General features: G+C 45.9%; 24 protein-coding genes. 10 read left to right on the top strand and 14 right to left on the bottom strand.

Annotated features, from left to right (window positions below):
- Positions 1 to 206 precede the first annotated feature (206 nt).
- Positions 207 to 794 carry a GNAT family protein gene (locus F7R24_RS07465; RefSeq protein WP_151670613.1) on the top strand — a complete coding sequence of 196 codons (588 nt, stop codon included), beginning with the start codon at positions 207 to 209 and terminating at the stop codon, positions 792 to 794.
- 59 nt (positions 795 to 853) lie between these two features.
- Positions 854 to 1,045: a hypothetical protein gene (locus F7R24_RS07460; RefSeq protein WP_151670612.1), complete on the top strand. Its 192-nt coding sequence runs from the start codon at positions 854 to 856 to the stop codon at positions 1,043 to 1,045.
- A gap of 3 nt (positions 1,046 to 1,048) precedes the next feature.
- On the opposite strand, the gene F7R24_RS07455 is transcribed toward F7R24_RS07460, so the two are convergent.
- Positions 1,049 to 4,120 (bottom strand): EAL domain-containing protein, encoded by a 3,072-nt coding sequence (locus tag F7R24_RS07455; protein WP_151670611.1) that lies wholly within the window; start codon positions 4,118 to 4,120, stop codon positions 1,049 to 1,051.
- Between the two features lie 353 nt (positions 4,121 to 4,473).
- On the opposite strand from F7R24_RS07455, the gene F7R24_RS07450 reads away from it, so the two are divergent.
- Positions 4,474 to 5,004, top strand: a complete 531-nt coding sequence (locus F7R24_RS07450; RefSeq protein WP_151670610.1) for a heme NO-binding domain-containing protein — start codon at positions 4,474 to 4,476, stop codon at positions 5,002 to 5,004.
- Positions 5,005 to 5,016: 12 nt separating this feature from the next.
- On the top strand, positions 5,017 to 6,348 hold the full coding sequence (locus tag F7R24_RS07445) for a response regulator (RefSeq protein WP_151670609.1): 1,332 nt from the start codon (positions 5,017 to 5,019) through the stop codon (positions 6,346 to 6,348).
- A 248-nt stretch (positions 6,349 to 6,596) separates the two neighbouring features.
- Here F7R24_RS07445 and F7R24_RS07440 read toward each other — a convergent pair whose 3' ends face one another.
- Positions 6,597 to 7,775 carry a vWA domain-containing protein gene (locus F7R24_RS07440; RefSeq protein WP_151670608.1) on the bottom strand — a complete coding sequence of 393 codons (1,179 nt, stop codon included), beginning with the start codon at positions 7,773 to 7,775 and terminating at the stop codon, positions 6,597 to 6,599.
- Between the two features lie 13 nt (positions 7,776 to 7,788).
- On the bottom strand, positions 7,789 to 8,634 hold the full coding sequence (locus F7R24_RS07435; protein WP_151670607.1) for an AAA family ATPase: 846 nt from the start codon (positions 8,632 to 8,634) through the stop codon (positions 7,789 to 7,791).
- Positions 8,635 to 8,860: 226 nt separating this feature from the next.
- Between F7R24_RS07435 and F7R24_RS07430 the strand changes: the two genes are divergently transcribed.
- Positions 8,861 to 9,940 (top strand): NAD(P)-dependent alcohol dehydrogenase, encoded by a 1,080-nt coding sequence (locus F7R24_RS07430; protein WP_151670606.1) that lies wholly within the window; start codon positions 8,861 to 8,863, stop codon positions 9,938 to 9,940.
- Here F7R24_RS07430 and F7R24_RS07425 read toward each other — a convergent pair.
- The 10 genes from F7R24_RS07425 to F7R24_RS07380 are packed head-to-tail and all read right to left on the bottom strand — an operon-like array spanning position 9,937 to position 18,260.
- Positions 9,937 to 11,640, bottom strand: coding sequence for a complex I subunit 5 family protein (locus tag F7R24_RS07425; RefSeq protein ID WP_168926792.1), 1,704 nt, complete (start codon positions 11,638 to 11,640; stop codon positions 9,937 to 9,939). The genes F7R24_RS07430 and F7R24_RS07425 overlap by 4 nt on opposite strands.
- Positions 11,637 to 13,133 carry a complex I subunit 5 family protein gene (locus F7R24_RS07420; protein ID WP_151670604.1) on the bottom strand — a complete coding sequence of 499 codons (1,497 nt, stop codon included), beginning with the start codon at positions 13,131 to 13,133 and terminating at the stop codon, positions 11,637 to 11,639. Before F7R24_RS07420 ends, F7R24_RS07425 begins: the two co-directional genes overlap by 4 nt.
- Positions 13,130 to 14,593, bottom strand: a complete 1,464-nt coding sequence (locus F7R24_RS07415) for a complex I subunit 5 family protein (RefSeq protein WP_206057494.1) — start codon at positions 14,591 to 14,593, stop codon at positions 13,130 to 13,132. The genes F7R24_RS07420 and F7R24_RS07415 overlap by 4 nt, the downstream gene beginning before the upstream one ends.
- Positions 14,590 to 14,895: an NADH-quinone oxidoreductase subunit K gene (locus F7R24_RS07410; protein ID WP_151670603.1), complete on the bottom strand. Its 306-nt coding sequence runs from the start codon at positions 14,893 to 14,895 to the stop codon at positions 14,590 to 14,592. The genes F7R24_RS07415 and F7R24_RS07410 overlap by 4 nt, the downstream gene beginning before the upstream one ends.
- The gene (locus tag F7R24_RS07405) at positions 14,885 to 15,841 is read right to left on the bottom strand and encodes a hydrogenase subunit MbhD domain-containing protein (RefSeq protein WP_151670602.1); all 957 of its coding nucleotides are present in this window, start codon (positions 15,839 to 15,841) and stop codon (positions 14,885 to 14,887) included. Before F7R24_RS07405 ends, F7R24_RS07410 begins: the two co-directional genes overlap by 11 nt.
- Positions 15,825 to 16,199: a monovalent cation/H(+) antiporter subunit G gene (mnhG, locus tag F7R24_RS07400; RefSeq protein WP_151670601.1), complete on the bottom strand. Its 375-nt coding sequence runs from the start codon at positions 16,197 to 16,199 to the stop codon at positions 15,825 to 15,827. Before mnhG ends, F7R24_RS07405 begins: the two co-directional genes overlap by 17 nt.
- Entirely contained in the window at positions 16,196 to 16,474 is a 279-nt protein-coding gene (locus tag F7R24_RS07395) for an MrpF/PhaF family protein (RefSeq protein WP_151670600.1), read from the bottom strand. The genes mnhG and F7R24_RS07395 overlap by 4 nt, the downstream gene beginning before the upstream one ends.
- The gene (locus F7R24_RS07390; protein WP_151670599.1) at positions 16,471 to 16,977 is read right to left on the bottom strand and encodes a Na+/H+ antiporter subunit E; all 507 of its coding nucleotides are present in this window, start codon (positions 16,975 to 16,977) and stop codon (positions 16,471 to 16,473) included. The genes F7R24_RS07395 and F7R24_RS07390 overlap by 4 nt, the downstream gene beginning before the upstream one ends.
- Positions 16,978 to 17,021: 44 nt before the next feature.
- Positions 17,022 to 17,921, bottom strand: coding sequence for a ChaN family lipoprotein (locus F7R24_RS07385; protein WP_151670598.1), 900 nt, complete (start codon positions 17,919 to 17,921; stop codon positions 17,022 to 17,024).
- A gap of 15 nt (positions 17,922 to 17,936) precedes the next feature.
- Positions 17,937 to 18,260, bottom strand: a complete 324-nt coding sequence (locus F7R24_RS07380) for a hypothetical protein (RefSeq protein ID WP_151670597.1) — start codon at positions 18,258 to 18,260, stop codon at positions 17,937 to 17,939.
- Positions 18,261 to 18,365: 105 nt separating this feature from the next.
- On the opposite strand from F7R24_RS07380, the gene parC reads away from it, so the two are divergent.
- Entirely contained in the window at positions 18,366 to 20,639 is a 2,274-nt protein-coding gene (parC, locus tag F7R24_RS07375) for a DNA topoisomerase IV subunit A (RefSeq protein ID WP_151670596.1), read from the top strand.
- Between the two features lie 82 nt (positions 20,640 to 20,721).
- Here the strand turns inward: parC and F7R24_RS07370 are convergent, their stop codons facing one another.
- Complete coding sequence (locus F7R24_RS07370) at positions 20,722 to 22,422, bottom strand: hypothetical protein (RefSeq protein ID WP_151670595.1); 1,701 nt, start codon at positions 22,420 to 22,422, stop codon at positions 20,722 to 20,724.
- Positions 22,423 to 22,604: 182 nt separating this feature from the next.
- Here F7R24_RS07370 and F7R24_RS07365 point away from each other — a divergent pair, with 182 nt between their 5' ends.
- From F7R24_RS07365 to rlmH, 4 genes are read left to right on the top strand one after another with little or no spacing between them, the layout of a single operon-like run.
- Entirely contained in the window at positions 22,605 to 23,861 is a 1,257-nt protein-coding gene (locus F7R24_RS07365) for a glutamate-5-semialdehyde dehydrogenase (RefSeq protein ID WP_151670594.1), read from the top strand.
- Between the two features lie 3 nt (positions 23,862 to 23,864).
- Positions 23,865 to 24,542: a nicotinate-nucleotide adenylyltransferase gene (nadD, locus tag F7R24_RS07360; protein ID WP_240776030.1), complete on the top strand. Its 678-nt coding sequence runs from the start codon at positions 23,865 to 23,867 to the stop codon at positions 24,540 to 24,542.
- A complete protein-coding gene (gene rsfS, locus F7R24_RS07355) occupies positions 24,532 to 24,879 on the top strand; it encodes a ribosome silencing factor (RefSeq protein WP_151670593.1) in 348 nt (115 codons plus the stop codon). The genes nadD and rsfS overlap by 11 nt, the downstream gene beginning before the upstream one ends.
- 1 nt (position 24,880) lies before the next feature.
- Positions 24,881 to 25,348: a 23S rRNA (pseudouridine(1915)-N(3))-methyltransferase RlmH gene (rlmH, locus tag F7R24_RS07350; RefSeq protein ID WP_151670592.1), complete on the top strand. Its 468-nt coding sequence runs from the start codon at positions 24,881 to 24,883 to the stop codon at positions 25,346 to 25,348.
- Positions 25,349 to 25,355: the final 7 nt, after the last annotated feature.

Genomic DNA, 25,355 nt, shown 5'->3' with positions numbered 1-25,355 from the left:
TTAGAACGAGGGGTTATTGTCTGCAAATAGTTTATTTAAAAAACGACCTAAGATTTGTTAATTGCGTCATGGCATCATCTTTCTAGTCTAAGGTGAATTCTCAATCCCCTAGTGTTTGTGTCAGGATTGTACAAACAAAAAAACTAGGGGGGTGTTTATCGTGCTATATCAAATTAACCACTGGATCGCTCAAGTGGCGGGCAATCATGACAAACATTAAGATCATAAACTTAAATGGTGATGATATTTGGCCTTGGTTTGATGCTATTGCTGATTTAAGAATCCAGATCTTTAGAGGCTTCCCTTACTTGTATGATGGTACTCGAGCCTACGAGCAAAAGTACCTAAAGCATTATCTGAATAAGCATTCATTAGTTGTGGGTGCCTTTGATGGCAAAAAACTGGTGGGTGCTGCGACCTGCGGCATCTTGAGTGAGCATGATAAATCGTTTTCTGAAACCCTCTCGGATGCCGGCTTTAATCCTGAGACAATGTTGTACTGTGGTGAATCCGTGCTCCTGCCTGAGTATCGCGGGCAAGGGTTTAGACATGCTTTCTTTGACCGGCGTGAGGCGCATGGTCGCGATTTGGGCTTGCAATTTAGTTGCTTTGCGGCAGTCAGTCGGCCGTTAAACCATCCCCTTAAACCCGAAAACTATCAATCCTTAGATGAGTTTTGGTATAAACGAGATTATGTTCCACTAGAAGGTGTGGAAGCTGACTTTAGTTGGAAAGATGTTGATCAACCAAAAGAAACGGATAAAACCATGCAGATTTGGTTAAAAATGTTGTGAGTCCTAAACCAATTCACTTTTTTGCTGATCTGAATTGATTTTATGGGGTATGACGCTTGATGAAACAGTTGCCTTTCAAAGCCGCCGTGGCAGCATACCCCATAGATTGGTTTGAAACTTGGGGGGATTACCAAGCAAAACTGACCGAGTGGGTGAGTATCGCGGCAGATCATGGAGCCAAGCTTCTCGTTTTTCCAGAGTATGCTGCGATGGAACTGGCAAGTTTTGTGGTTATTGGCGAGTCAATGTAAGCGTTAAAACTGACTCGGTGGTTCTTTGAGTAACTCTTCTAAAAGCTGCTGTAGCGAAAGACGCTTCTGATGCAGTGTTTCTATGCCAAGAATGGCTTTCTCTTGCTGCTGATTACTCTTCAACGTAATTAAGTTAACAGCCTGTTGGTGTAAGTCATCATGGTGCTTTTTGAGTTTTTCAAGTGTGGTTGGGTTAAGTGTCGAACTCAGTTGATGGCCAGATAGCCACTGGCCAAAACGACACTCCTCTTTTCCTATCACCGGCGGCAGAAGTTGTTGGCCATTGACATAGTGTTCTATCTCTTTTGTCCAAGCGATATGTTCAACGATGGCAAACAGTACCGGAAGATTCTTGTGTTCTACCGGTTGCGTTGTTCGGTGAATCTCGGTTGGGCGCCAGGTTTCAATCCATGTGGTAAGCATGGAGGCGGGCATGGGTTTGCCAATAGCGTAGCCCTGTCCTAACTCACAACCCAGGCGAAGCAGCATTTCTGAGTGCTCTGATGTTTCGACCCCCTCAGCAATCACTTTGCGGTTAAACGCATTCGCCAGTCCTATGATGCCATCTAAAATGGCTAGGTCATCAGGATCTTCCAGCATATCTCTGACAAAACTTTGATCGATCTTTAGCATATGAACGGGTAAACGTTTCAGATAGGTCAGTGATGAGTAACCTGTGCCAAAATCATCCACAGAAAAGTCGACACCTAGCTTCTGACAGCCTTGAATGATCTTGGATACCCCAGCAATATTCTCAAGCGCGCTGGTTTCAAGAATTTCGAGCTCAAGCTCACCCGGCATGAAGTCTGGGTGGTTTTTGATTTCGGCTTGCAAACGTTCGATAAAGTTTTCCTGTTGTAGATGCAATGCATGAATATTGACACTAATGGACAGTTTCAATCCTTGGCTTCGCCATTCATCGAGTTGAGACAAGGCTGTCGACAGCACCCATTCGCCCAGTGAGATAGCCAGCGGATGGTGTTCTAAGATCGGCAAAAAGGTTGCAGGAGGAAGTAGGCCGCGTTCTGGATGTTGCCAGCGAATCAGCGCTTCTACACCATGAACTTCCCCCGTGCGCATGTTGACCTTGGGTTGGTAATACAGCACAAATTCATTTTTGCTTAGGGCTTCACGTATCCTTTCAATGCTTTCGTACTGACCACGTACCGCGTTGTCTTGCTCAGTATCAAAAATGTGATAATGATTTTTACCAGTTTGTTTTGCCTGGTACATGGCTTGATCTGCTTGACGTATCAACTGATCGGCATCCAGTTCTTCCTCCTGTGGGAAATAACTGACACCGATGCTTGCGGAAATTGAGATTTGCTTGCCTTTGATGATGACAGTTTCGGCGCAGGTGTGAAGAAGTCGTTCAAGCACAGGTACACTGCTTGGAAGATTGGGGAAATCTAGCAATACAGCAACAAACTCATCGCCACCGAAACGCGCTAATGTGTCGCCCTCTCGCATGACTGATTTCATCTTATTGGCGATATGAACAAGCAGAAGATCACCAAACTCATGATCATGGGAATCGTTAATGTTTTTAAAGCCGTCCAGATCTAGAAATACGACAGCAACCTTGTTTTTGCGTCGTTGAGCTTGGGACATGGCCTGTTGTAGACGATCTGCTAGCAATACTCGATTAGGAAGGCCCGTCAGAGCGTCATAGTGGGCCATAAACTCGAGTTGTTTTTGCTGCTGTTTCAGTTGAGTGATGTCTGAAAAAATACCGATATAGCGGACTATTTCGCCATTAGGTTTTCGAATGGTGCTAATGTTCAGTAGTTCTGCATAAAGTTGGCCATTTTTGTGACGATTCCATAACTCACCACGCCATAAACCGGTTTGCTCAAGCGCTTTCCACATTTCTTGATAAAATTCTCGATTGTGCTGATTAGAGCGAAGTATTCGAGGATTTTTTCCTATCACATCCTCTCGATTATAACCGGTGATATTGGTAAAAGCGGCGTTAACATCAAGGATGACTCCTTGAGGATCGGTAATAATAATGCCTTCGTTAGCATGTTCAAAAACACTGGCTGCCTGGCGAGTCAATGCATCGGCACGGCGCCGTTGCTGCATCATGCGGCCACTCACCCATAGGGCCCAAATCGATAAAATGCCTAGCAAGAGTAAACTGGTAATTGCAATTTCACGGTGATCATACCAAAAAACTTCTAAGGGAATGCGCTCATCAAAAGGCGGCATTCGCAATGCCCGAGCCAGGTTTTCTACGGGTAGGTAATCCCCCGGCGGTGAAAAACCACCAATGTTTGCGTTCTTGGCTGCGGGGTGGTGTTCTTCCAGAGCCATTAGAGCACTAGCGATTAATCGGACATGGCGACGATCAACATGTGGCAAGGAGACAAACGCCCATTCAGGATAGAGTCGGGTCGAGACGCGATATGGAAAGTGGGGGAATTGTTGTGGATTAATGATGGTTAGTTTTGTCGGATCGATTTTACTTTCGCGTTCCATCGCCTCGATAATGCCTGATCGGATAAAGCCATATTCAACATCACCTGCCAGCACCGCATAAACAACTGCATCGTGGCCGCCTAACACGATCAATTCGGCGTGATCAGGTAATCTTAATCCCACTTGTTGTAACTCGTAAGCTTGAGCTTGAAACCCGCCTAAAAAACGTGTACCTGGCACGCCAATGTTACTTCCACGAAGTTGTTTAAGATCATTTGGGTTAGGGTTATCAAATCGAGTGATAATCACACCACCTAAATGATCAACTGCCTGTCCATCTTCCATGCTGATGAGAGTGGCTAAGGCGCCGCTCAACGGACTTCTGCTTCTGACCTGAACATAGTGACTGGGGTTGGTAAATAGCAAATCCAATTGTTGATCAAGGATGGCATCCTCAATTTCATCTTGAGTCAGTATCTCAATAACCACCTGAATATCACCCAGTGCCTCAGTCAAATAGTCCGCTAAGGGTTGGTATTGTTGAGTCAGAATTTCCTTAGGACGGAAGGCGAAGATACCTAATGTAATCTGATCATTTTGCAGTTGCTGTTCGTCGTTGTTGGCATGGCATAAAGAGGCAAAAAATATCAACACCAGAAGCCCGAATAGCGTGATTGGCCTCAGGAAATTTAAAACATAACCGCGCAGTGGTAGGGTTGCGGTATTGTTTATGATATTTATAAGCACGTTAATAGCTCTATTTGATCATCTCTATTTAAATTGTAAAGTGACAACACTCATACAAAGGCAAGGTTTAAGAGTCGATTTTTAGAGTATATGACAGGAATACGCTTCTCTGTATTTTTAGGTGAAAATATTTAGTTTGATTCAGGTAATCGTTTTCTTCTGGAAAAAACTTCTCTGCTTTTTTGGCATCTTGGTTGAAGTTAACTCTTAACCAACTCGTGCTATAGTTATCTGAGTGTTCAGTTAAGAGGTATTTATTCATGAAAGGCATGGTGTTTACTGAATTTTTAGACATGGTTGAAGAAACCTTCTCGATAGACATGGTTGATGACATTATTGATGCAGCGAACCCTAAGTCTGGCGGTGCCTACACTAGTGTAGGAGTCTACGACCATCAAGAGTTAGTGGATATGGTGATAGCACTCTCTGAACGTACAGATATAGCGCCAGATGATTTAGTAAAAGCGTTTGGTCAACACTTGTTCAAGGTGTTCTTTGAAAAGTTCCCATCATTCTTTAAAGATATTAATGATAGTTTCACATTTTTGAGCAGTGTTGAGGATTACATACACCCCGAAGTCATAAAGCTATATCCCGATGCTCAATTGCCACGTTTTGATTGTCAGCGTGAAGGGAATACCTTAAACATGATTTACCACTCATCACGCCATTTTTCTGATTTGGCGGAGGGGCTTATCATTGCTTGCGCACGTCATTATGGTGAGCAAGTAGAGGTAAAACGAGAGATGCTAGATGAAAACTCTGCTCGCTTCCAAATTACACGTTGTTAAGAATTCAAGCTGATGACTGATACGATGAATGATGTCGCAACGCTTGAAGCACGGTGGGCCAAACGCTTAGATAGAGAAAGACGAGCTCGAAAAGAAGCAGAAGCCCTCCTTGAAGGTAAAAGTCTAGAGCTTTATCACGCAAATCAAAACCTTCTGCAATTGGCAAGTGATCTTGAAAATAGAATAGATCAACGAACGCAAGAGTTGTCTGAAGCACTGAGTCAGGCTAAAAAAGCGACCCAGGCTAAATCAGAGTTTTTGGCGACGATGAGCCATGAGATTCGAACGCCGCTTAATGGAGTTCTTGGTATGACGGAGTTACTGAGAACAACATCCATCACGCCAGAACAGAGCCAGTATTTAAATACCTTGACTAACTGTGGTCAAACACTGCTGTCACTGATCAGTGATATTCTCGATTTATCTAAAATTGAAGCAGGAAAGTTAGAGTTAGAGAATATTCCGTTTAATCTCAAGGCACTCATTGACGATTTGATAGCGATTTTTTCAACCCAGATATCAGACAAAGGGCTTTCATTAAATCTTGCGATATCAACAGATTTGCCGCAACACCTGCTAGGCGATCCAACGCGCCTTAGACAGATATTTTTTAATTTGATCTCTAACGCGATTAAATTCACTCATGAAGGTGACATCACGATTGGGCTACAGAAGAACCCTTCCGAATCTGATTCGTGGCTAGCGTTTGTGCAAGATACCGGGATAGGCATTTCTCTAGAACACCGCGAACGCTTATTTAAGCCATTTAGCCAAGTCGATAGCACGATCACACGTAAATATGGGGGGAGTGGTTTAGGCCTCATTATCTCTAAGCATCTCGCTAAAGCGATGCAGGGATCGCTCTGGTTAGACGAATCAATTGTTCACGGCAGTCGTTTTAGTTTTTCCTTTAAAGCAAACACTCCCAAGTCCATCAGTGTTACTGATCCACATGAAGAAACCAGCATCGAAAATCTTCACGAATTACGTGTTCTGCTAGTAGAGGATAACCCTGTAAACCAAATGCTTGTCAGAAAACTGATGGAAAAGATCGGTGTAGCGGTTGTTCTAGCTGAAAATGGATTGCAAGCGATTGAGCAGATTGAAAATCATTATTTTGATTTGGTTTTAATGGATATGCAGATGCCTGTTATGGACGGGATTACCGCAACGACCGTAATCCGTTCGAGAAATGATCTAAAGCAACCCATTATCGTGGCACTGACCGCTAACGCTTTCTCAGAGGATCGTGAAAAATGTGAGACAGCGGGTATGAATGGATTCTTAACCAAACCAATTAATTTAAAATCGTTAAAAGACGAACTTCTTCGTCATTGCCGTTAGTTTTTACGAGAATCAATGTGTGAATTATTGCTATCTAAATAAAAAACACGGCGTTTACTAAACCCCCAGAAGATACCTCAGCATTGGAAAAGCTGGAAGTTTAATTCGAATGTAGTCCATTGAAGATCGGAGTTTAGATACTGTCTTGAACTTCAAGCCTTACTTAACAGCTTTATTTTAATGTTGGACGCCTTGCTATTGCAGGGTTTTGAACACTTTTGTTGAGTCTGAAGTCACGGATTCAGGTGTTAATGCTTACTGAGCTCTTTCATCGCACCATCCAACCCTTCTAACGTCATCGGATACATACGTTGTTGAACCAAGCTTTGCACCATGCCAATAGACTGAGTGTAAGGCCAGTAGCGCTGCTCGACGGGGTTGAGCCAGACGATTGATGGCCAATGATGGGTGATACGTTCAATCCAACGTTGACCTGGTTCTGCATTCATGTGTTCAACACTGCCACCCGGAACAGCAATCTCATAGGGTGACATGGACGCATCGCCAACAATAATGACTTTATAATCAGAGGCGTAAGTGTTGATCAGATCGAGTGTTGCGGTGCGGTTATCGAAACGACGGCGATTATCACGCCAAACTGATTCATAGATGCAGTTATGAAAGTAATAGCTTTCAAGATGACGAAATTCAGTTCGGCAAGCACTAAACAGCGCTTCAATATGCTGAATATGTTCATCCATGGAGCCACCAATATCCAACAACAGCAGCACCTTAACAGCATTATGACGTTCACGAACCATTTTGATATCTAAGTGACCTGCATTGCGTGCAGTCGCTCGAATAGTGGATTCCAGATCGAGTTCTTCATGGGCGCCAGTGCGCGCAAATTTACGCAGGCGTTTTAAGGCAACCTGGATATTACGATTATCAAGATTTTGATGGTCGTCTAGGTTACGAAACTCGCGCTTATCCCATACCTTCACGGCTTTGCGATGGCGGGACTCGCCACCGATTCTGACGCCTTCTGGGTGATAACCACTGTGTCCAAAGGGTGATGTTCCTCCTGTGCCTATCCATTTATTACCACCCGCATGACGTCCTTTTTGCTCATTGAGTCGTTCTTGCAGGGTTTCGAGCAGTTTCTCTAAGCTGCCAAGGCTACTCAGTTCAGCTTTTTCAGCATCGGTCAGTTGTTTAGAAAAGGTTTTGCGCAGCCATTCATCAGGAATCAACTGCTCCAGTGACATGGGCAATTCGCCTAGACCAGAGAAGTAGTAAGAAAAGGCTTGGTCAAATCGATCATAGTACTTTTCATCTTTTACCAAACAGGTGCGCCCGAGCAGGTAAAAAGCATTCAGATCGGCAAAGGCCAGATTATTATCTAGCGCACGAATGAGATCCAAAAACTCCCTCGGCGTCGCAGGAACTTCGGCTTTTCGTAGAGTTTCGAAAAAATCGATCAGCATCGAGACGACCTTATTAGCGCTGTTGGCGACGAATCATAAACGCTAGGCGTTCCAATAGACTGGTATCCTGTTCATTTTTTACCAGTGCCCCACACAGGGGTGGAACCGCTGACGCGGTATCTTGTTTTAACAATACATCGCGGGCAAGATCATCTGCCATCAAGAGTTTCAGCCAATCGACGAGTTCAGAGGTACTGGGCTTTTTCTTTAATCCTGAAATGTCGCGAAGATCATAAAAGACTTCTAATGCCCGCTCGACGAGCTGTTTTTGGATATCTGCAAAATGCACCTGAATGATTTGGCGCATGGTGTCTTTATCAGGGAAGCGAATGTAATGAAAAAAGCAGCGTCTTAGGAAAGCATCCGGTAGTTCTTTTTCATTATTGGAGGTAATAATGACTAATGGACGATGATGCGCTTTGATATTTTGTTGTGTTTCGTAGACATGAAACTCCATGCGATCCAATTCCAGTAACAGGTCATTTGGGAATTCAATGTCCGCTTTATCTATCTCATCAATCAGCAGTACAGCCGGTGTTTCGCTGGTAAAGGCCTCCCATACTTTACCGGGAACGATGTAGTTGCTGATGTCATGCACCCGGTCATCACCGAGTTGTGAGTCGCGTAATCGTGAAACCGCATCATATTCATATAAACCCTGTTGCGCTTTAGTGGTGGATTTCACATGCCAAGTAAACAAAGGCCGCCCTAACGCACTGGCTACCTCTTCCGCCAATAGGGTTTTACCCGTGCCTGGTTCACCTTTTATCAATAATGGACGCTCCAGTGTGAGTGCTGCATTAACCGCTAATTGAAGTTCATCTGTCGCGACATAGCGCTCTGTTCCGGTGAATTGCATGACGTGTTTCCATCTTAATATTTCAGTAAGCACAGAGTTTACTGTGCAACGCGCTTTGGCTCAAACATGCTGCGTTGCAGCGTGGTATAGCCATCCTTTCTGTACTAGATTTAAAGAGAAATATTTGAAATTTGTTTGTTTTCAAAGAATTTTCAAAGATGGTTCAAGGCAAGCAAAGTGCATCACAGAATAAATCATAAAATGATGCAACAATCAGGAGAATGAGATGGCGATGATGATGAAAGCGGCTGTGTTCGTAGCACCGGGCCGTATTGAGTTAGAAGACAAGCCTATCCCCGATATTGGCCCCAATGATGCGTTGATTCGCGTCACGACCACCACGATTTGTGGCACTGATATCCATATTCTAAAAGGCGAATATCCCGTTGCAAAAGGCTTAACAGTCGGGCATGAACCCGTCGGTATTATTGAAAAACTGGGTGCCAATGTGCAGGGGTATCAAGAAGGCCAGCGTGTTATAGCGGGTGCCATTTGCCCTAGCTTTACTTCCTATGGTTGCCAAGATGGTTGCAGTGCTCAAGATGGCGGTAGTCATTCGCATGGTTATAAACCCATGGGTGGCTGGCGCTTTGGTAACACCATTGATGGTGCGCAAGCAGAATATCTACTGGTACCGGATGCCCAAGCTAACTTATCGCCCGTACCTGACGGTTTAACCGATGAACAGGTGCTGATGTGCCCCGATATTATGTCGACCGGCTTTGCTGGCGCAGAATCTGCCAATATTCGTATTGGTGATACCGTCGCAGTATTTGCTCAGGGACCGATAGGACTGTGTGCAACCGCCGGTGCAAAACTTCGAGGTGCCAGCCAAATTATTGTGGTGGACGGTATACCAGAACGTTTGCAGATGGCTCGAAAAATGGGCGCTGATATTACTCTCGATTTTAATAAAGTCGACGTGGTATCAGAAATACTCAAAATTACTGGTGGGCGTGGCGTTGACGCTTCCATTGAGGCACTTGGACTGCAATCGACGTTTGAAGCCGCTCTTCGAGTGCTCAAGCCTGGAGGAACCTTATCTAGCTTAGGTGTTTACTCGTCAGATTTGCATATTCCACTCGATGCCTTCTGCGCTGGTTTAGGTGATCACAAAATTATCACCTCGCTCTGCCCGGGCGGCAAAGAACGAATGCGCCGCCTGATGAGTATTATTGCTTCAGGCCGAATTGATTTGGGGCCCATGGTCACCCATCGTTATTCGCTGGAAAATATTGTAGAGGCGTATGACCTTTTCTCTAACCAACGTGATGGTGTGCTGAAAGTGGCCATTCAGGCGGTTTAATAAAGCCAGATCAATACGTTAGCGAATAATAGTAATACCCCTAATAATGCAGCCACTTGAGATCGACTAAAGATCTCAAGTGTGGCTGAAGGAGTGGGTTGTTGATCTTTGTCGGCCCAAACTAATAGGTTTGGCTTAGTCCTTGTCTCTTTTGCTCCCGCGCTCGCTTCTTTAATGCTAAACCAAGGCTCTATTAACACAATGATGTCGCCTTGAGGAACACTGGCTCGAAGAGGATGGCTAATAAACCAAACCGCAAAGATACTCGCAATAACAGGAACCCAGAGTAATCCTAGGTATTCAAAGGGTTGTTGTAGGATGCTCTGAGTTTCTAGGTTGCCACTAAACATGACCGGCGCTAAAAAACCACATAACAGCAATCCAGCCCAACTTAATTGCATCCATGGATCAGCTGATGTTACTTGACCCGATTCTCGTCTTTCTTGCCTGAGTAACCATAGAAATCGAAACATCAATCCTGTGGTAGCCAGAGCACTGAGGGTGATACCTGTCACAATACCGGGGAGATAAAGGGCATAAAGTCCTTCTTTCAGTAATAATTTTGCTTGAATACCACTGCCTGCAAGGCCGACCAAAGACAAGGCAGGTAACAGCATCCCTATAACAAATAACATGATCGGAATAGATTGATATTGGTTGTTGATGCCAACCGATAAAAACAACGCTCCTTTAGAAAGCGCATGATGCAGTGCAAAGAAAGCCAGAGCTGGAATGACTATGGGAGTGAGTTCTGGTTTTAAGAATAAACAACCGATGGTGACGGTCATTAACCCCATTTGGCTAATACTGGAGTAGGCGAGCACCGCTTTGGGTGCTTGCTGTAACATGCCTATCAATCCACCACCAAAAGACGCTACAAAGCCAAATAAAATCAGTAACATTCCCCATGCTGACGATTGTAGATATCCCAATGGGAAAAGACTGATCCAAGCAAACAGACCTGCTTTAATCATGGCACCACTGAGAACGGCGCTGGCGGGTGTCGGTGCAACGGGATGCGCTAAGGGAAGCCAAAGATGCATGAGCGGGATGCCTGCTTTGACACCAAAGCCGAAAAACAAACAAAACATCACCAGATTTAGGTAATTTGATTCTGGAATTGCTGCGGCAATATCCTGAGCGAGAATAGAGGTGTGCCCTGTGGCGGCACTGCCTAGAAATAAAGCGGTCAGTATCAGCATCTCACCGATAACCGCCATGATTAGATAGATTCGGCCAGCACGTAAAGCCAGCTCTTTTCCGGTATGAATGACTAAGCCATAGCCTGCAAAGGTCATCAGGGCGAAAAAGCCGTAAAAACTGATGATATCGGCACTGACTAATAACCCTAGATTACCACTAAGCGTGAGTAGCCATAAAATCCAAAATCGCTGAGCTTTGTCATCAGCTTTGTGATAGCCAATGCCATAGAGTGCACTGAAGAACCACAATACTGAGGTAAAGAGTAAAAAGGTCATACCCGTGGGATGGGTATGCCAGACACTTCCCAATAGTACAGCAGGCATGCTTAGGTAAGTCGCTTCTAGCTGTCCCAGATGAAGTAAACTGAGCAATAATGCGGGTAGAACGGCAATGACCGCTAAGATGCCTGCATTTTTCTTGAAGCGCTCGAAGCAGGCGAGTACTGCCAACATCAACGGAAACAAAGGTGTTAAAAAGAGTAATCCTTGGCTAATCATCGCAGGTACTCCCTTAGGGTAATCAGTTCCGCCCATCCCAAGGGGCTTAAGATAGAGCTGGCAAATAAACCGGCAGCGATACTCAGGGAAGCTGTGACTAATGCTGGAATAAGCAGTAAAGGTATTGCGTCTCGGTTGTTATTGATCACTTCGAGAGGCCATTGCCCTTGCTGAGGGTTAAACCAAATACGTTTGAGTACCGGTAAGAAATAAGCCGCATTAAGCAGGCTACTGCCGATCAGCACAAAAATAACCCATTCCATATTGGCTTCCAGTGCTCCCATACCCAGATACCACTTGCTAATGAACCCAGCAACAGGAGGTAACCCGATCATACCTAAAGCACCCACCGTGAAGGCAGCACTGGTCAGTGGTAAGCGTTTGCCAACGCCATCTAATTCATGAATCTTATGAATACCAAGGGTTTCAGCAAAGTTACCTGCGCAAAAGAACAAGGTGACTTTCATCAAGCCTTGATGTAACAAATGAACTAAACCACCGATGGTACCCAAGGGACCAAATATACTGATGCCTAGTAAGATATAAGAGACTTGGCTAACGGTTGAATAGGCTAGTCGTTTTTTAATATCACTTTGCTGTAGTGCTCGCCATGAGCCATATAAAATGGTGAATGAAGCCAGCACCGCAATCGGAAAAAGAAAGCCTTGCTGCCAAGACAACTCTATACCATAGATATCGTAAACCACTCTGACGATACCAAAAGCCCCCGCTTTAACGACCGCTACCGCATGCAGAAGCGCACTGACGGGTGCAGGAGCCACCATGGCGGTGGGTAGCCAGCCATGAAAAGGGAAAATGGCCGCTTTAACCCCTAAACCAGCAATTAGTAAAATAAAGATGATGGTCATCAGTTCCGGCCAAGTGCCGACTAACGCAGCGGTCCGTTCAATATCACCAAACGCGATATCTCCTCCAAGTGCATAAAGAGAGGCAACACCTAGTAACAGAACGACACCGCCGCTTAGGGTGTAGATCAAATAGGTTCGACCTGCTTTGATCGAGGCTGCATTACCTCGATGTACCACTAGAGGATAGGTTGAAAGGGTTAAGAGTTCATAAAAGATTAAAAAGGTGAACAGGTTACCCGCCAGCGATATTCCCATCGTACTCGCGACACATAAGCTAAAGTAACCAAAGAAACGGCTTCGGTTAGGCGAGTTTTCAAGATAGCCTATGGCATAGAGGGTGGTGAACAGCCAGAGCACTGAAGACAAACCGGCGAACAAAATCGCCAGAGAATCAGCACGCAAAATCAAGTCTAACCCGGGAAGCACTTCTAAACGTATTTCAGGATACTGTTGTTTTAATACCACCTGTATCAAAAACACAATCAAGATAAGCTTGATACAGGCTGCACCAAGGTTCACCGTGCTGCGAAGGATATGGCGCTGTTCTGGCAGCATAAAAATAATCGTTGCTGCCATGAAGGAGGTCATTAATATCGCTAAAGGTAGCCAATCAAACCAGTTCATGGCAGTGCCTCCATGACCGGTCCCGGCAAGCTAATCATTTCGAGTGGCCATACGGAAATAAACCCCAGTAAAATACTGCCTACGGATAGACCTAATGCAATCAGTTCCAGTGATAGTTTTGGGCGCTTATAGGTATCGAGTGCATCGGTTTCTTGATAGGTGTAGGCAAACACTCTGAAGACATAAGCAGCAGACAAAAGGTTACCGAGCAGTAATACCACGATCCACCACCATTGCCCCGACATAAAGCTGCTTTGTAGCAGCAGCCATTTGGCGTTAAAACCCCCGCTGGGAGGTAGCCCCATCAGACTGACACCGGCCAAGCCAAAAGCAAATATATTCAGTGGTCGATAGCGACTCATACCCGCAAGCGAGACTAAGTCGGGTTTGCCTGTGCAGAAAATGAGATTACCCGCTGCTAAGAACATTCCCGCCTTGGCAAAAGCGTGAGCGAGTAGCATTAAAATACCGCCTTGATAGGCCAGCAGGGATGCTTCACTGCTTTCTGCAACCAGCAGAGGAAACATTAAGGTCATATAACCTATCTGCGCGACGGTTGAGTAGGCAACCACCATCTTTAGGTGTGTTTGGCGTAATGCCATCCATCCACCCCAAAGAATCGCGCCAGCGCCCAGAGCCCCTAATAGTTGGGATAAAGAAGGTAAGAATTGATAGATTTGGAACTCTATCCAAAAGCGAAGCAGAATATAAAAAGAAGCCTTGATCACCAACGCAGACAACAATGCGCTTACGGGTGTTAACGCGCCGCCATGAGCCGGTGGTAGCCACGTGTGTAATGGAAAAACAGCTGTTTTTAGCAGTAAGCCCCCGAGAATCAGGGTAACGGCGACTTGATTGGTCGGCCCCCAATGCCAAGTCTCTGCTAAGCTATCCATGGATAAGGTTCCCTGAGCGCCGTAAAGCAGAGCGACCCCTAACAAGTACGCCATTGATCCTAACAGTGCGGCATAAAGATAACGAATAGAGGCTTCTAACGAGCGCTCATCTGATGCAAAAGCAACCAGTCCAACCGCTGCAAACGTGAGTAACTCTAATCCTACATAGAGATTGAAGGTATCAGCTGCCAGCCAGATACCATTCAACGATGCCCATAAAAACCAGAGCAACGGCCAAAAGTGAGCACGCTTTTGCAGGCTTAAATAAGCATGAGCATAAAACGCACACGCAGAAGCCACTAGGCTACTCATTAAAATGAAAAGTGTTGCCAAACCGTCAGCACGAAGCGCAATCCCTAAAGGCGCTTGCCAATCCGCCATGGCATAAAACTGTGGTCCGTAATGCGTCACCTGATACCAGAGTACAACGGATGCCATCAGTTGCGTGAATATGCCCACGACTGAAGCGGGTGAGCGCCAATGATAGGGCACCAACATGGTCAAAACGGCACCCGCCAGCGGAATCACCAGTAGCCAGGGGATAGGCGACAAAATCATATTCATGATGCGTCATCCTCAGGTAGCTGTGTCGATCCCTTTAGCTGGAACCAACGGCGAATCAACACGAGTCCTAACGCAGTTGCTGCCACTGCAACAACGATACCTGTTAGCACGAGCGCCTGAATCACATGGTCAGTGACACCTTGCCCGCGCTGAGCAAAGCCCACCATGATCAAAAACGTGCCATTACCTATCAAATTAAAGGCAATCAGCCGTCTTAACAGATGGCGGTGATAGATAAAACCAAAAAAACCTATACCACATAAGCCAACACCACAGAGGGTGAAGATCAGATTAGTGTCCATGGTCGCCTCCTTGATCTTTATGGTGAGGAGGCGAATTAGCGATGGTAAATAGGCTTAAAAGAATCAGTCCAATGGATAATGTCAGTGCTAGCTCAATAAGCAGAATTAACATGCCTGCACCACCTTCTGGATAAGTCAGTAACGGTCTTCCCCCAATTAAGCTGCTGGTAGCGACGGCAAGAAACACGCCAAAACCTAACAATAATCCTGCTTGCATCATTCGGTGGCTGACTTGAGAAGAGAGTTTGATACCAGAAATATGCAGCAGAATAAACGCTGCAGCTAACATGGCGCCTGCTTGAAATGCTCCTCCAGGGCGGTCGGCCCCCGCCCAAAGCAGATACATGGAGGTAATCAGCATGGCTGGAATTAACAGGGTTAGGCAGGCATGCAACAAAGGATTCGGTAACCCAGGTAAGCTATCTTGGGCTTGTTGATCAGTTTGAAGTGCTAAGCCAACCAAGACTGCAAGTACTAGGACTCCCACCTCTAGCAAGGTATCGTAACTACGGAAATTGAGTAGCACAGCAGTAATCGGATGGGATACACCACTTTCCGGCATCGCCTCAGTCACCAACAGGTGAATATTGATTGCGGGAGTCGGTTGATTGAACACCGCCCATAGCAATAAACCGACCAGAGTAAAGCTGGATACTATGGCAAGAATCAGTCGTTTGCGGCCTGGAGCCGGTTCATCGTTTTCAAGGTTGCCAGTTTTTTTCAGATGTCCCAGCGTATCTAATAGCAAAACTCCAGTGATACCGGCACCTATTGCCGCTTCAGCTAAGGCAATATCAGGCGCACCTAAGCGTATCCAGCCGATCGCCAGCATCAAGCCTAACAAAATAAAAAACACCACTGATCGAAATAGGCTTCGACTTATTAGGCAGGTTAAGGCAATCGCTAGGATGCCGATTAACAAAGTGAAATCAATCAGAAGGTTCATCGCTAGACTCTTTGGTTGATAACTCTCTTTTCGAAAACGTCTCTTTAGACGATTCGCCTTCTGACGGTTTAAGTGGCACCTGTTGCGCACGGGCCTCCCACGCAACAAGATGCCCGCTTAAGGCGCTAGCCAACATGACTAATAGCCAAATTAACAGTATTTTTAGTGTCACTAACACTGAAAAACTGGCAGGAATGAGCCCGATTACGATCAATCCTAAACCTACGTTATCTGCTTTGGTCAGTGCATGGATGCGTGTGTAAGTATCTGGGAAGCGGACTAAACCTATCGAACCCACTAAAAACATCAGTGCGCCAGAAATTAGCAAAATACTTTGCAATATCATCAGTAGGGTCATGGTCGATCCTCTGAGTCAGGTCTGACTTTCCACACTCTGCTGACAAACGCGACGGCTGCTAACATGGCGAGTAAAGCAAGAACGAGCGCAGTATCTCGTGCTGCTGGAAGCGATTGGAGTTCCGCTAGAAGGAGTAAAACAGCAACACCCGTTGTGCCAAACAGCTGCGCAGCTAATAGCCTATCGGCTAAGCGTGGCCCTTGAATCACACGCCATACGCCAACGATTAGCGATATCAGCAGAATGAGCAGCGTGACAGCATAGACCCACGTCATAAATCACTCTCCCGCTTTTTAAATAATGCTATCAGCTTATCTTCAAGCTTTTTGAGGCCTGAAAGGGTTGTTGCTTTATCATCGAGCGAGTGAATCACAAGTCCATAAGCTTCGCTGCTGACACTGAGAGTGCCCGGCATCAGACTGAGGCAGCTCATAAACAACCAACGAGGCAAGCCATCTAAGCGGGTTTCAAAAATAACCCACTGAGAACCTACAGGTAAGTCACGATGAAGAGTACGTTTGGCAATATCAAAGCCAGCGATCAGCGAAGTGGCAATAAAAAAAATAATAAAACTGGGCAGTGCAATAAAACGGAGACGATAGGGGTTGTACTGCGTCAGATGAAAACTGACTAACACCGCAATTAGCACAGTAGGAATGCCTATTAACCAACTGCTCGAGCTGCCTTCAGTTAAAATCCACCACAGTAAGCAGCCGAGGGCCAAGCGCCAAAATAGCGCTAAGGGCTGAGCAATGATCCGATTGTAAAGACCCACCATACTCTGTTAAACCCCTTATATAACTACAAATACAACTGCTTACTTTAGCGGAAAGCGGCGCAGTAGTCTTGTTCAGGCATTGTTGGGGTAAAGAGTAGAAAATCGCTGGTTAGTTCCCCAACTGGAAATTCGGGGTAGGCTTCGACCAAGTATTTGCTGGGTTCTGTCATGTCTTCCAACGACATTAAAATCAAACTGGTATTATTTATTGATAACCATCGCGGTATGCCTAAGTCATTTCTGACGTGCATAGAACCAGCGATTAACACATTCACTTTTTCAGCATCGGTATTGGCAGCCATGGCATTAGCCATCTGTTGATCACGTCCCAATTGCACTTGTAACATTTGTGAAAGGTTGGCTCGCGGAAGCATTTCACAGTGACTGGTGAAGATCAATTCCATCATAAAGTGACTGTGGGCATGATCCAGTTGTCCCTCAGCGGCTCCCTGCTGATAGGCTTGCATTTGACCCGTTCTGGGAAGGTCTGCACCTATCACACGCGTTGCATGGTTTAATGCTTGTCTAACTTGCTGTTGATAACGCTCCCACGGCCAACCTGGTGACCAGTTAAGCTGCTCGGGTTCAACGTCATCACCGCGCCCTAACCATTCATCGAGTAAAGGCTGCTGTTCGATGTTGGCCATCTCAAAGGCGACGGCACCCAGTCGGTTATTCTCTGCAAGTTTAGCTAAGATAGCCGTCTGTAATTGATGGTGATCAGGGTGGTCATGCTGTTCGCCCATCAACAGCCAGCTACCCTTTTCAAGATCATCAATAAATTGAGTTAAAGAGAAAAGTTCATCAATTTCACTACTCCATACTTGACCAGCCAGAGGGTGTTGCTGATGATCCGGCGCTTGCCAATCAACTAAGGAATCAGCAATGACCAAAGACTGTGTCAGCAGCAAGCTGGCCATGAAGAGTGGTTGCCATAGTTTCATCCGTTACGGTTCCTTCTAGCGCTCTCTCGATTTAACATCTAAATAGTCACGCTGAATAACGGTTTCCAGCGCATTAACGGCGGCAACTAACTCATCAAAGGTTTCTCGGCATTGGCGAAGTTGTTTGATTTGATCATTAGAAGGAGCCGCGTCAGGAGACAGCTTAGAGATTTCGAACAGTTCAGTCACATAAGCCGCACGCGCATGAGCAACCATGGTTAGGATAGGCTTTAAGTCATCCAATGCCAGTTCAGGGATCAATGGATTGATGATAGAACGGTTAATCTCACGACGTACTTTTTCAAGTTCTAGCATTAATCGGTTGTTGTTAATGGGCATGGCTCTTTCCTCTAGAGTAGTAATACCTTTATTATGGTATCAGGGTTGCAATTGTGAAGCCTGTTTGTTGATATTTACGGAAAAATTACCCAAACCGGAATTTAAATGAGCATAGAAACAACGTTTAACGGTGAAACTGAAAGTCTTCCGCTACGGCATTTCAGTGAAAAAGCCTATTTAGATTATTCCATGTACGTCATTTTGGATCGTGCTCTGCCACACATAGGTGATGGTATGAAGCCGGTACAGCGCCGTATTGTGTATGCCATGTCTGAGCTAGGCCTAAAGGCAACAGCAAAGTACAAGAAATCAGCAAGAACCGTCGGTGACGTACTGGGTAAGTTTCATCCACATGGTGACTCAGCCTGTTACGAAGCAATGGTGTTAATGGCTCAACCCTTTAGCTATCGCTACCCGCTGGTGGATGGTCAAGGTAACTGGGGTTCGCCGGATGATCCCAAGTCCTTTGCGGCGATGCGTTATACAGAATCGCGCCTGTCTCCCTACGCTGAAGTTCTGCTGAAAGAGTTAGGTTTAGGTACGGTCACCTGGCAACCTAACTTTGACGGTACGCTGGACGAACCTGAAGTATTGCCTGCTCGTTTACCTAATATACTGTTGAACGGTGGAACAGGCATTGCCGTGGGTATGGCAACCGATATTCCACCCCATAACTTGCGAGAGGTAGCCGCGGCCTGTATCCATTTGTTGGATAATCCGCAAGCCGATATCGAAGCACTGTGCGAAATTATGCCCGGCCCCGATATGCCAACGGATGCCGAAATTATCACGCCACGTGATGAGCTGCTAAAGCTATACATTACCGGACGTGGCTCGTTAAAAATGCGCGCAGTCTATATGCGCGAAGATGGCGATATCGTCATTACTGCTCTGCCTTATCAGGTTTCTGGAAATAAAATCCTAGAGCAGATTGCCGCACAAATGCAGCAGAAAAAACTGCCGATGGTCAGTGATTTGCGTGATGAATCCGATCATGAAAACCCAACACGTTTAGTGATTGTGCCACGATCAAACCGCATCGATGCGGAGCAGTTGATGGCGCACTTATTTGCCTCTACCGATCTTGAGCGCAGTTATCGCGTGAATATGAATATGATCGGTATCGATGGACGCCCGCAGGTTAAAGATCTGCGCCAGATTTTGACCGAATGGCTCAGTTGGCGAACCGAAGTTGTTCGCCGTCGTTTGCAGCATCGTTTGCAAAAAGTATTGGATCGCTTACATATTCTTCAAGGTTTAATGATTGCCTACCTCAATATTGATGAAGTGATCAGAATCATTCGAGAAGAAGAAAATCCAAAGCAGGAGATGGTGGCACGTTTTGGTATTACCGAAATTCAAGCCGATGCCATTTTGGACCTTAAATTACGTCATTTAGCACGTTTAGAAGAGTTCAAAATCCGTACCGAACAAAATGAATTGGAAGAAGAGCGCAAAACCCTAGAAGAAACACTCGCGTCTTCTGAAAAAATGCGCAAGCTAATTCGAGAAGAGATCGAAGCCACTGCTGAGGAATTTGGTGATGAGCGTCGTTCACCGCTGATGCAGCGAGCTGAAGCACAAGCCTTTAGCGAAAAAGATCTACTGACCTCAGATCCGGTAACGGTTGTATTGTCCAAGCAAGGCTGGGTTCGTGCGGCTCGTGGGCATGACATTGATGCCGCGGGGTTAAGTTACAAATCAGGTGACGGATTTAAGCTGGCTTGTCTAGGACGGATGAATCAACCGACCATTTTGATGGATTCAACCGGTCGCAGTTACACGCTGGATACGCATACACTTCCTTCAGCTAGAGGGCAGGGCGAGCCAGTGACGGGTAAACTCACTTTGCCGAAAGGTGCCACCATCGATGGCATGATCTGTGGTGCAGAGACGGATCAAGTGTTGCTTGCTTCCGATGCTGGCTATGGCTTCGTGACCCGTATTGCCGATCTGAGTAGTAAAACCAAAAATGGTAAAGCGGCGCTGACGCTACCTAAAAATTCACAGGTATTAAGTCCAATCCGTATCCATAATGCTGAACAAGATTTGCTTGTCGCGGTTACCAATGAAGGTCGAATGCTGGTTTTCCCTGTCAGTGAGTTGCCAGAGCTGTCCAAAGGTAAGGGTAATAAAATTCTGAATATCCCATCCGCACGAGCTGCGAGTCGTGAAGAACTCTTGGTCGCTGTGGCGGTACTATCACCTGAAGATCAACTGCAGGTTATTTCAGGAAGGCAGCATCTGAAGTTAAAAGGCTCTGATCTTGAACACTATCGAGGTGAGCGAGGGCGTCGTGGTAACAAGTTACCTAGAGGCTATCAGCGCGTCGATGGTTTGCAAGTGATTAAGGCGGGTGGGGAAGAGCCATCAGCGTAGGGTAAGAGCCATCAGCTTAAAACTAAAAAATCCCGCAATCTAAAGCGGGATTTTTTATGTTTAAAGGGGCTTGGATGCTTGCTTACTGATTCAGTTTGCTCATCAAGTGTCTAGATTGTTTTTCAAGAAGGTCTTGATAAGACTGGCTTATCTGTAAAATAAGTACCTTGTCTTCAGCTTCCCTACGAATGCTGGCGCCTTCGAGTAAAGACTCTTTCAATTGCGGTGATTCTGTCAAGGCAGTATGACTGATCAGTTCGTTACTTTGTGTTGTTCGGGTTAAGAAACGGGCTTCTTCAAGCAGTCTATCCAGTTTTTCTGCTTTGCCTCGTACCAGTGCCATGTGTAAATTCATCACGGGTCTAAATAAGCGGATGCGCGAATGGTTGTACTGCTTATAAAGATGGGTAAACAACATCGCAGCGCACATCGCATTAACACCGTGAGTGTCGTCTTCTTGTGGTTGATCGAAAATTATCTGTAAATCGCCATTAGACGCTTTCTCGACACGGCCGTTGTAGATAGAAGCAACGGATTGAGCCAGCGTGAAGTAGGTCTTCAGTAGCGTTTGATGTTCCTCTTCTTCAACCAATTCTGAGTGTGCACTTGTTGTATCGACTAGCAGTAAGTATCCCGCCTCTTTAGCAGGGACTAACAGCTCAAGGTCCTTTTCAAATGCAAAGATATTAGGCAGATCTTCGTCATCATCCAGTGCACTCAGTAGAGGATTAGATCGAGGCAGAGTGATGTTGGGTTCAGGTTCGCGTTCTTCCAGTTCAACCCATGAATCCTTGTCGAACTTATCAAGATCACGTGTGCTGCCTGCGCTAATCGGTGTAAAACGAGGCATCTGAGGCGTGTCTCTTTCAGGGCGCAGGAGTGACACGAGTTCGTCATTATCAAGCTCTTCATCACGTGAACTTAAGTGGATCGAAACGTCGTCTAAGGCATCAGGAATGTCGCGCTCTGCAACAAGACGCTTGATTTCAGCGGTTCTTAAATCTGAACTAGGTGCAGGTTTAGATTCTTCTTTCACTTTAGCGTAGGGCTCAAAGTGAGAGCTTGATGCTAGTGGTGCTGAGTAGGTTGAATCAGGCTTTTGGTATTGGGGTTCAGTCGCCTTTGGTGCGTGAATGTCAGGTAGAATAGGGCTTAAATCTAAGCTATCCAAATCATCTGGATCTAATGTAGGCAAACTATCATCAAGGTCATCTTGAGTGACTTGTTGCAATACTTTATCAAAGTCGATGGAATCCTCTTCCTCTTCAGGTTTTTCAACTTTAGGGCGAGAAATAATCAATAATGTGAACAGTAGAAAGACCAGCGTCACCCCAGCACCAATGGCCATGGTTGTTTGTTGACGCTGAAGCATATCCAATAAGCTAGTGCCATCCGCCCAGACTTCTAACTTACCCAGGGGTTCTTCATTCTTCATGAGTTCAACATTAAGCGTTTGGCCCTGTTGGCTTCCACTCAGTCCTAAAATGGTGCCTTGACTGTCCGTCAGACGCATGCCTTTGATAACAGGTTGGCTGGCCATTTCATTTAATAGGTAATTGATGCTAATGCGGTCTTCATTTATGACCAGAGGGGTCAATAATAAACTGGCACTTTCAGCCAGAGCGCCACTGCTAAGTAAGGCATGTTCTTCCGCTAGGCGAGAATTGTCCTGTTCGAGCCAAAAAAGGGTAGCAAACATGCCTATCAAACTAACTAATAGAGTAACCCAAATGGGACGAAAGCGCGGTGCAGGTGTCTCAGTAACGACAGGGGTGTTTTCCATGGCAGAAATGTTCCGAAAACCTCAAAAATTGCTGTAAATCATACCAGTTCATCGTCCAGAGTCACACAGACGATTAGATACTTCTTATCTTCTGTGAAATGCGCATGACCCATAGGTTCAAGCAAGCTATAATAACCCACTTTACCGAATCACCGATGCAACCGTTATAGCGGATAGGTTGAATGAATACTGAAGCATATATGATTGAGTTGGGCAAACAAGCTCGACACGCAGCAAATACCATGGCTAGAGCTGAAACAGGTCAAAAAAATCGTGCCCTACAAGCAATGGCTGCTGCGTTGGATGCAGCAAGAGCTGATCTTCATGCCGCAAATGACAAAGACTTGCAGGCAGGTCGTGAAAAAGGTTTGGATGCCGCGATGTTAGATCGCCTTGAGCTAACGCCTGCTCGAGTTAACGCTATGATTGAAGGCTTGCATCAGGTAACTGCCTTACCTGACCCTGTCGGTGGTATTACTGGAATGAATTATCGTCCTAGTGGTATTCAAGTTGGCAAGATGCGTGTTCCTTTAGGGGTTGTGGGGATTATTTATGAATCTCGCCCTAACGTGACGGTTGAAGCAGCAAGTCTATGCCTGAAGTCTGGCAATGCTACGATTTTACGTGGTGGCTCAGAGGCGATGCACTCTAATCAAGCCATAGCAGAATGTATAAAAATTGGTCTAAAGCAAGCAGGGTTGCCTGAAGCCGTTGTTCAGGTTGTTAATACCACCGATCGAGAGGCGGTGGGTCACTTGATTACCATGCCTGAGTATGTGGATGTTATCGTTCCGCGCGGTGGTAAAGGCTTAATCGAGCGCATCTCTAAAGATGCGCGTGTGCCAGTGATTAAACACCTTGATGGCGTTTGTCATGTCTATATCGACAAAGCCGCAGATAAAGCGAAAGCCATTAATATTGCGTTGAATGCCAAAACTCATCGTTATGGCACGTGCAACACCATGGAAACTCTATTGGTTCATTCAGATTTAGCCGCCGATGTGCTTCCTGATTTAGCCGAACGTTATCAGTCATCTGGTGTGGAGTTGCGAGGCTGTGAAGTGGCACGCCAAAGCCTGCCTTATATCAAAACGGCAACAGAAGAAGACTGGTTTACCGAGTATCTTGCGCCCGTGCTGGCCATTAAAGTAGTTGATAGCTTGGATGATGCTATTCGCCACATTAATCACTATGGTTCTCATCATACCGACTCTATTGTGACCGAAAATTATACCGATGCTCGGATATTCCTTCGTGCGGTAGATTCAAGTTCTGTTATGGTGAACGCTTCAACACGCTTTGCAGATGGATTTGAATATGGTTTGGGTGCAGAAATTGGTATCTCAACAGACAAAATTCATGCACGTGGGCCGGTAGGATTAGAAGGCCTAACATCTGAAAAATATGTTGTCTTGGGTGATGGTCATATACGGCAGTAATTCATGCAGTTAGTAGAACCCTATGTGTTTATGGGCGGGACCTTTGATCCCGTCCATAACGGACATCTGCGAACTGCGTTGGAACTTCAGCAGTGGCTTAAGGTTAAACAGGTTACCCTGATACCCTCAGGTGAGCCTGTGCATCGCAGTGAACCGGGCTGTTCAGCCAAGGATCGATTAGCGATGGTTGAACTGGCTGTGGCGGATGCGGCGAGTTTGCAGGTTGACTCTCGTGAAGTGGATGCGCATACACCTTCATACTCGGCACTGACATTGGCCTCTCTTCGTCAAAGCTTGGGACCAGATAAGCCTATCTGCATGGTGATGGGGATGGATGCTTATTTAAGTTTGCCGAGTTGGAAAGACTGGCATACTTTTTTGTCGCTCTGTCATATCATTGCCGTTGCAAGACCGGGCTATGCTTATACAGCAGATGATGTGATGGACGACTTTACTCGCCGTCATCAAATAGAATCGACTGACATGCTGTGGCAGCAGCCCTGCGGTGCGGTCATGATCCATGAGTTAACCCCACTGGGTATCTCTGCTACACAAATACGCAACTTGGTAGCGCAAGGTAAAACGCCACGCTATTTAACCCCAGATCAAGTCTGGGAATATATCAAACAACATCAGCTTTACGGCTATCAACGAGGTGATTGGATTAGTGATGCAAACTGAGCAACTGATCGAAAAAGTACAAACTATTCTGGATGATATGAAAGCACGCGATCTTGTCATGATCGATGTGAAAGGTAAATCCAGTGTCACAGATTATATGATCATCGTGAGCGGCACGTCGCGTCGTCACGTTTTGTCTATGGCAAATGAAGTGCTGCAAAAAGTCAAAGAGCTAGGTATCAAACCGATGGGTAGCGAAGGACAAGAAGGCGGTGACTGGGTTCTGGTCGATTTGGGCGACATTGTTGTTCATGTAATGATGCCTGATGCCCGAAGCTTCTATGATCTAGAGCGTTTGTGGCGTCATTCAACAGAAGAAGCTGTAACGACCGCTTAGCATGCGTATTCGAGTTCTGGCCGTAGGGCAAAAAATGCCCAGTTGGGTTGAAACCGGCTATCAGGAATACAGCAAGCGCCTACCTGCCGACTTTCAACTTGAGTTAGTTGAGCTTTCCCCTGGTTATCGGGGGAAGGGTGCTGATATTGCCAGAGCCATGCGTGCTGAGGGTGACGCTATGTTGGCGGCGATAGGTAAAAATGAACGTGTCGTCGCCCTAGATGTAAAAGGCAAATCCTGGAGTACAGAACAACTGGCACAGCAGGCCGATGATTGGCGGATGGGTGGTGTCAATGTGTGTCTACTGGTAGGTGGTCCCGATGGTCTGGATCCTAGGTGCTTGGAAAGAGCCGATCAAAAGTGGTCTTTATCAGCACTGACTTTGCCTCATCCGCTTGTTCGTATCGTGTTAGCTGAACAAATCTATCGAGCATGGACGTTGCTTCAGGGTCACCCCTACCACAAATAACAGGTTA

The organism is Nitrincola schmidtii, from assembly GCF_008973715.1.
GTDB lineage: Bacteria > Pseudomonadota > Gammaproteobacteria > Pseudomonadales > Balneatricaceae > Nitrincola > Nitrincola schmidtii.
The sequence above is the reverse complement of the archived record's forward strand: the minus strand, read 5'-3'. Positions and strand labels throughout refer to the sequence as shown.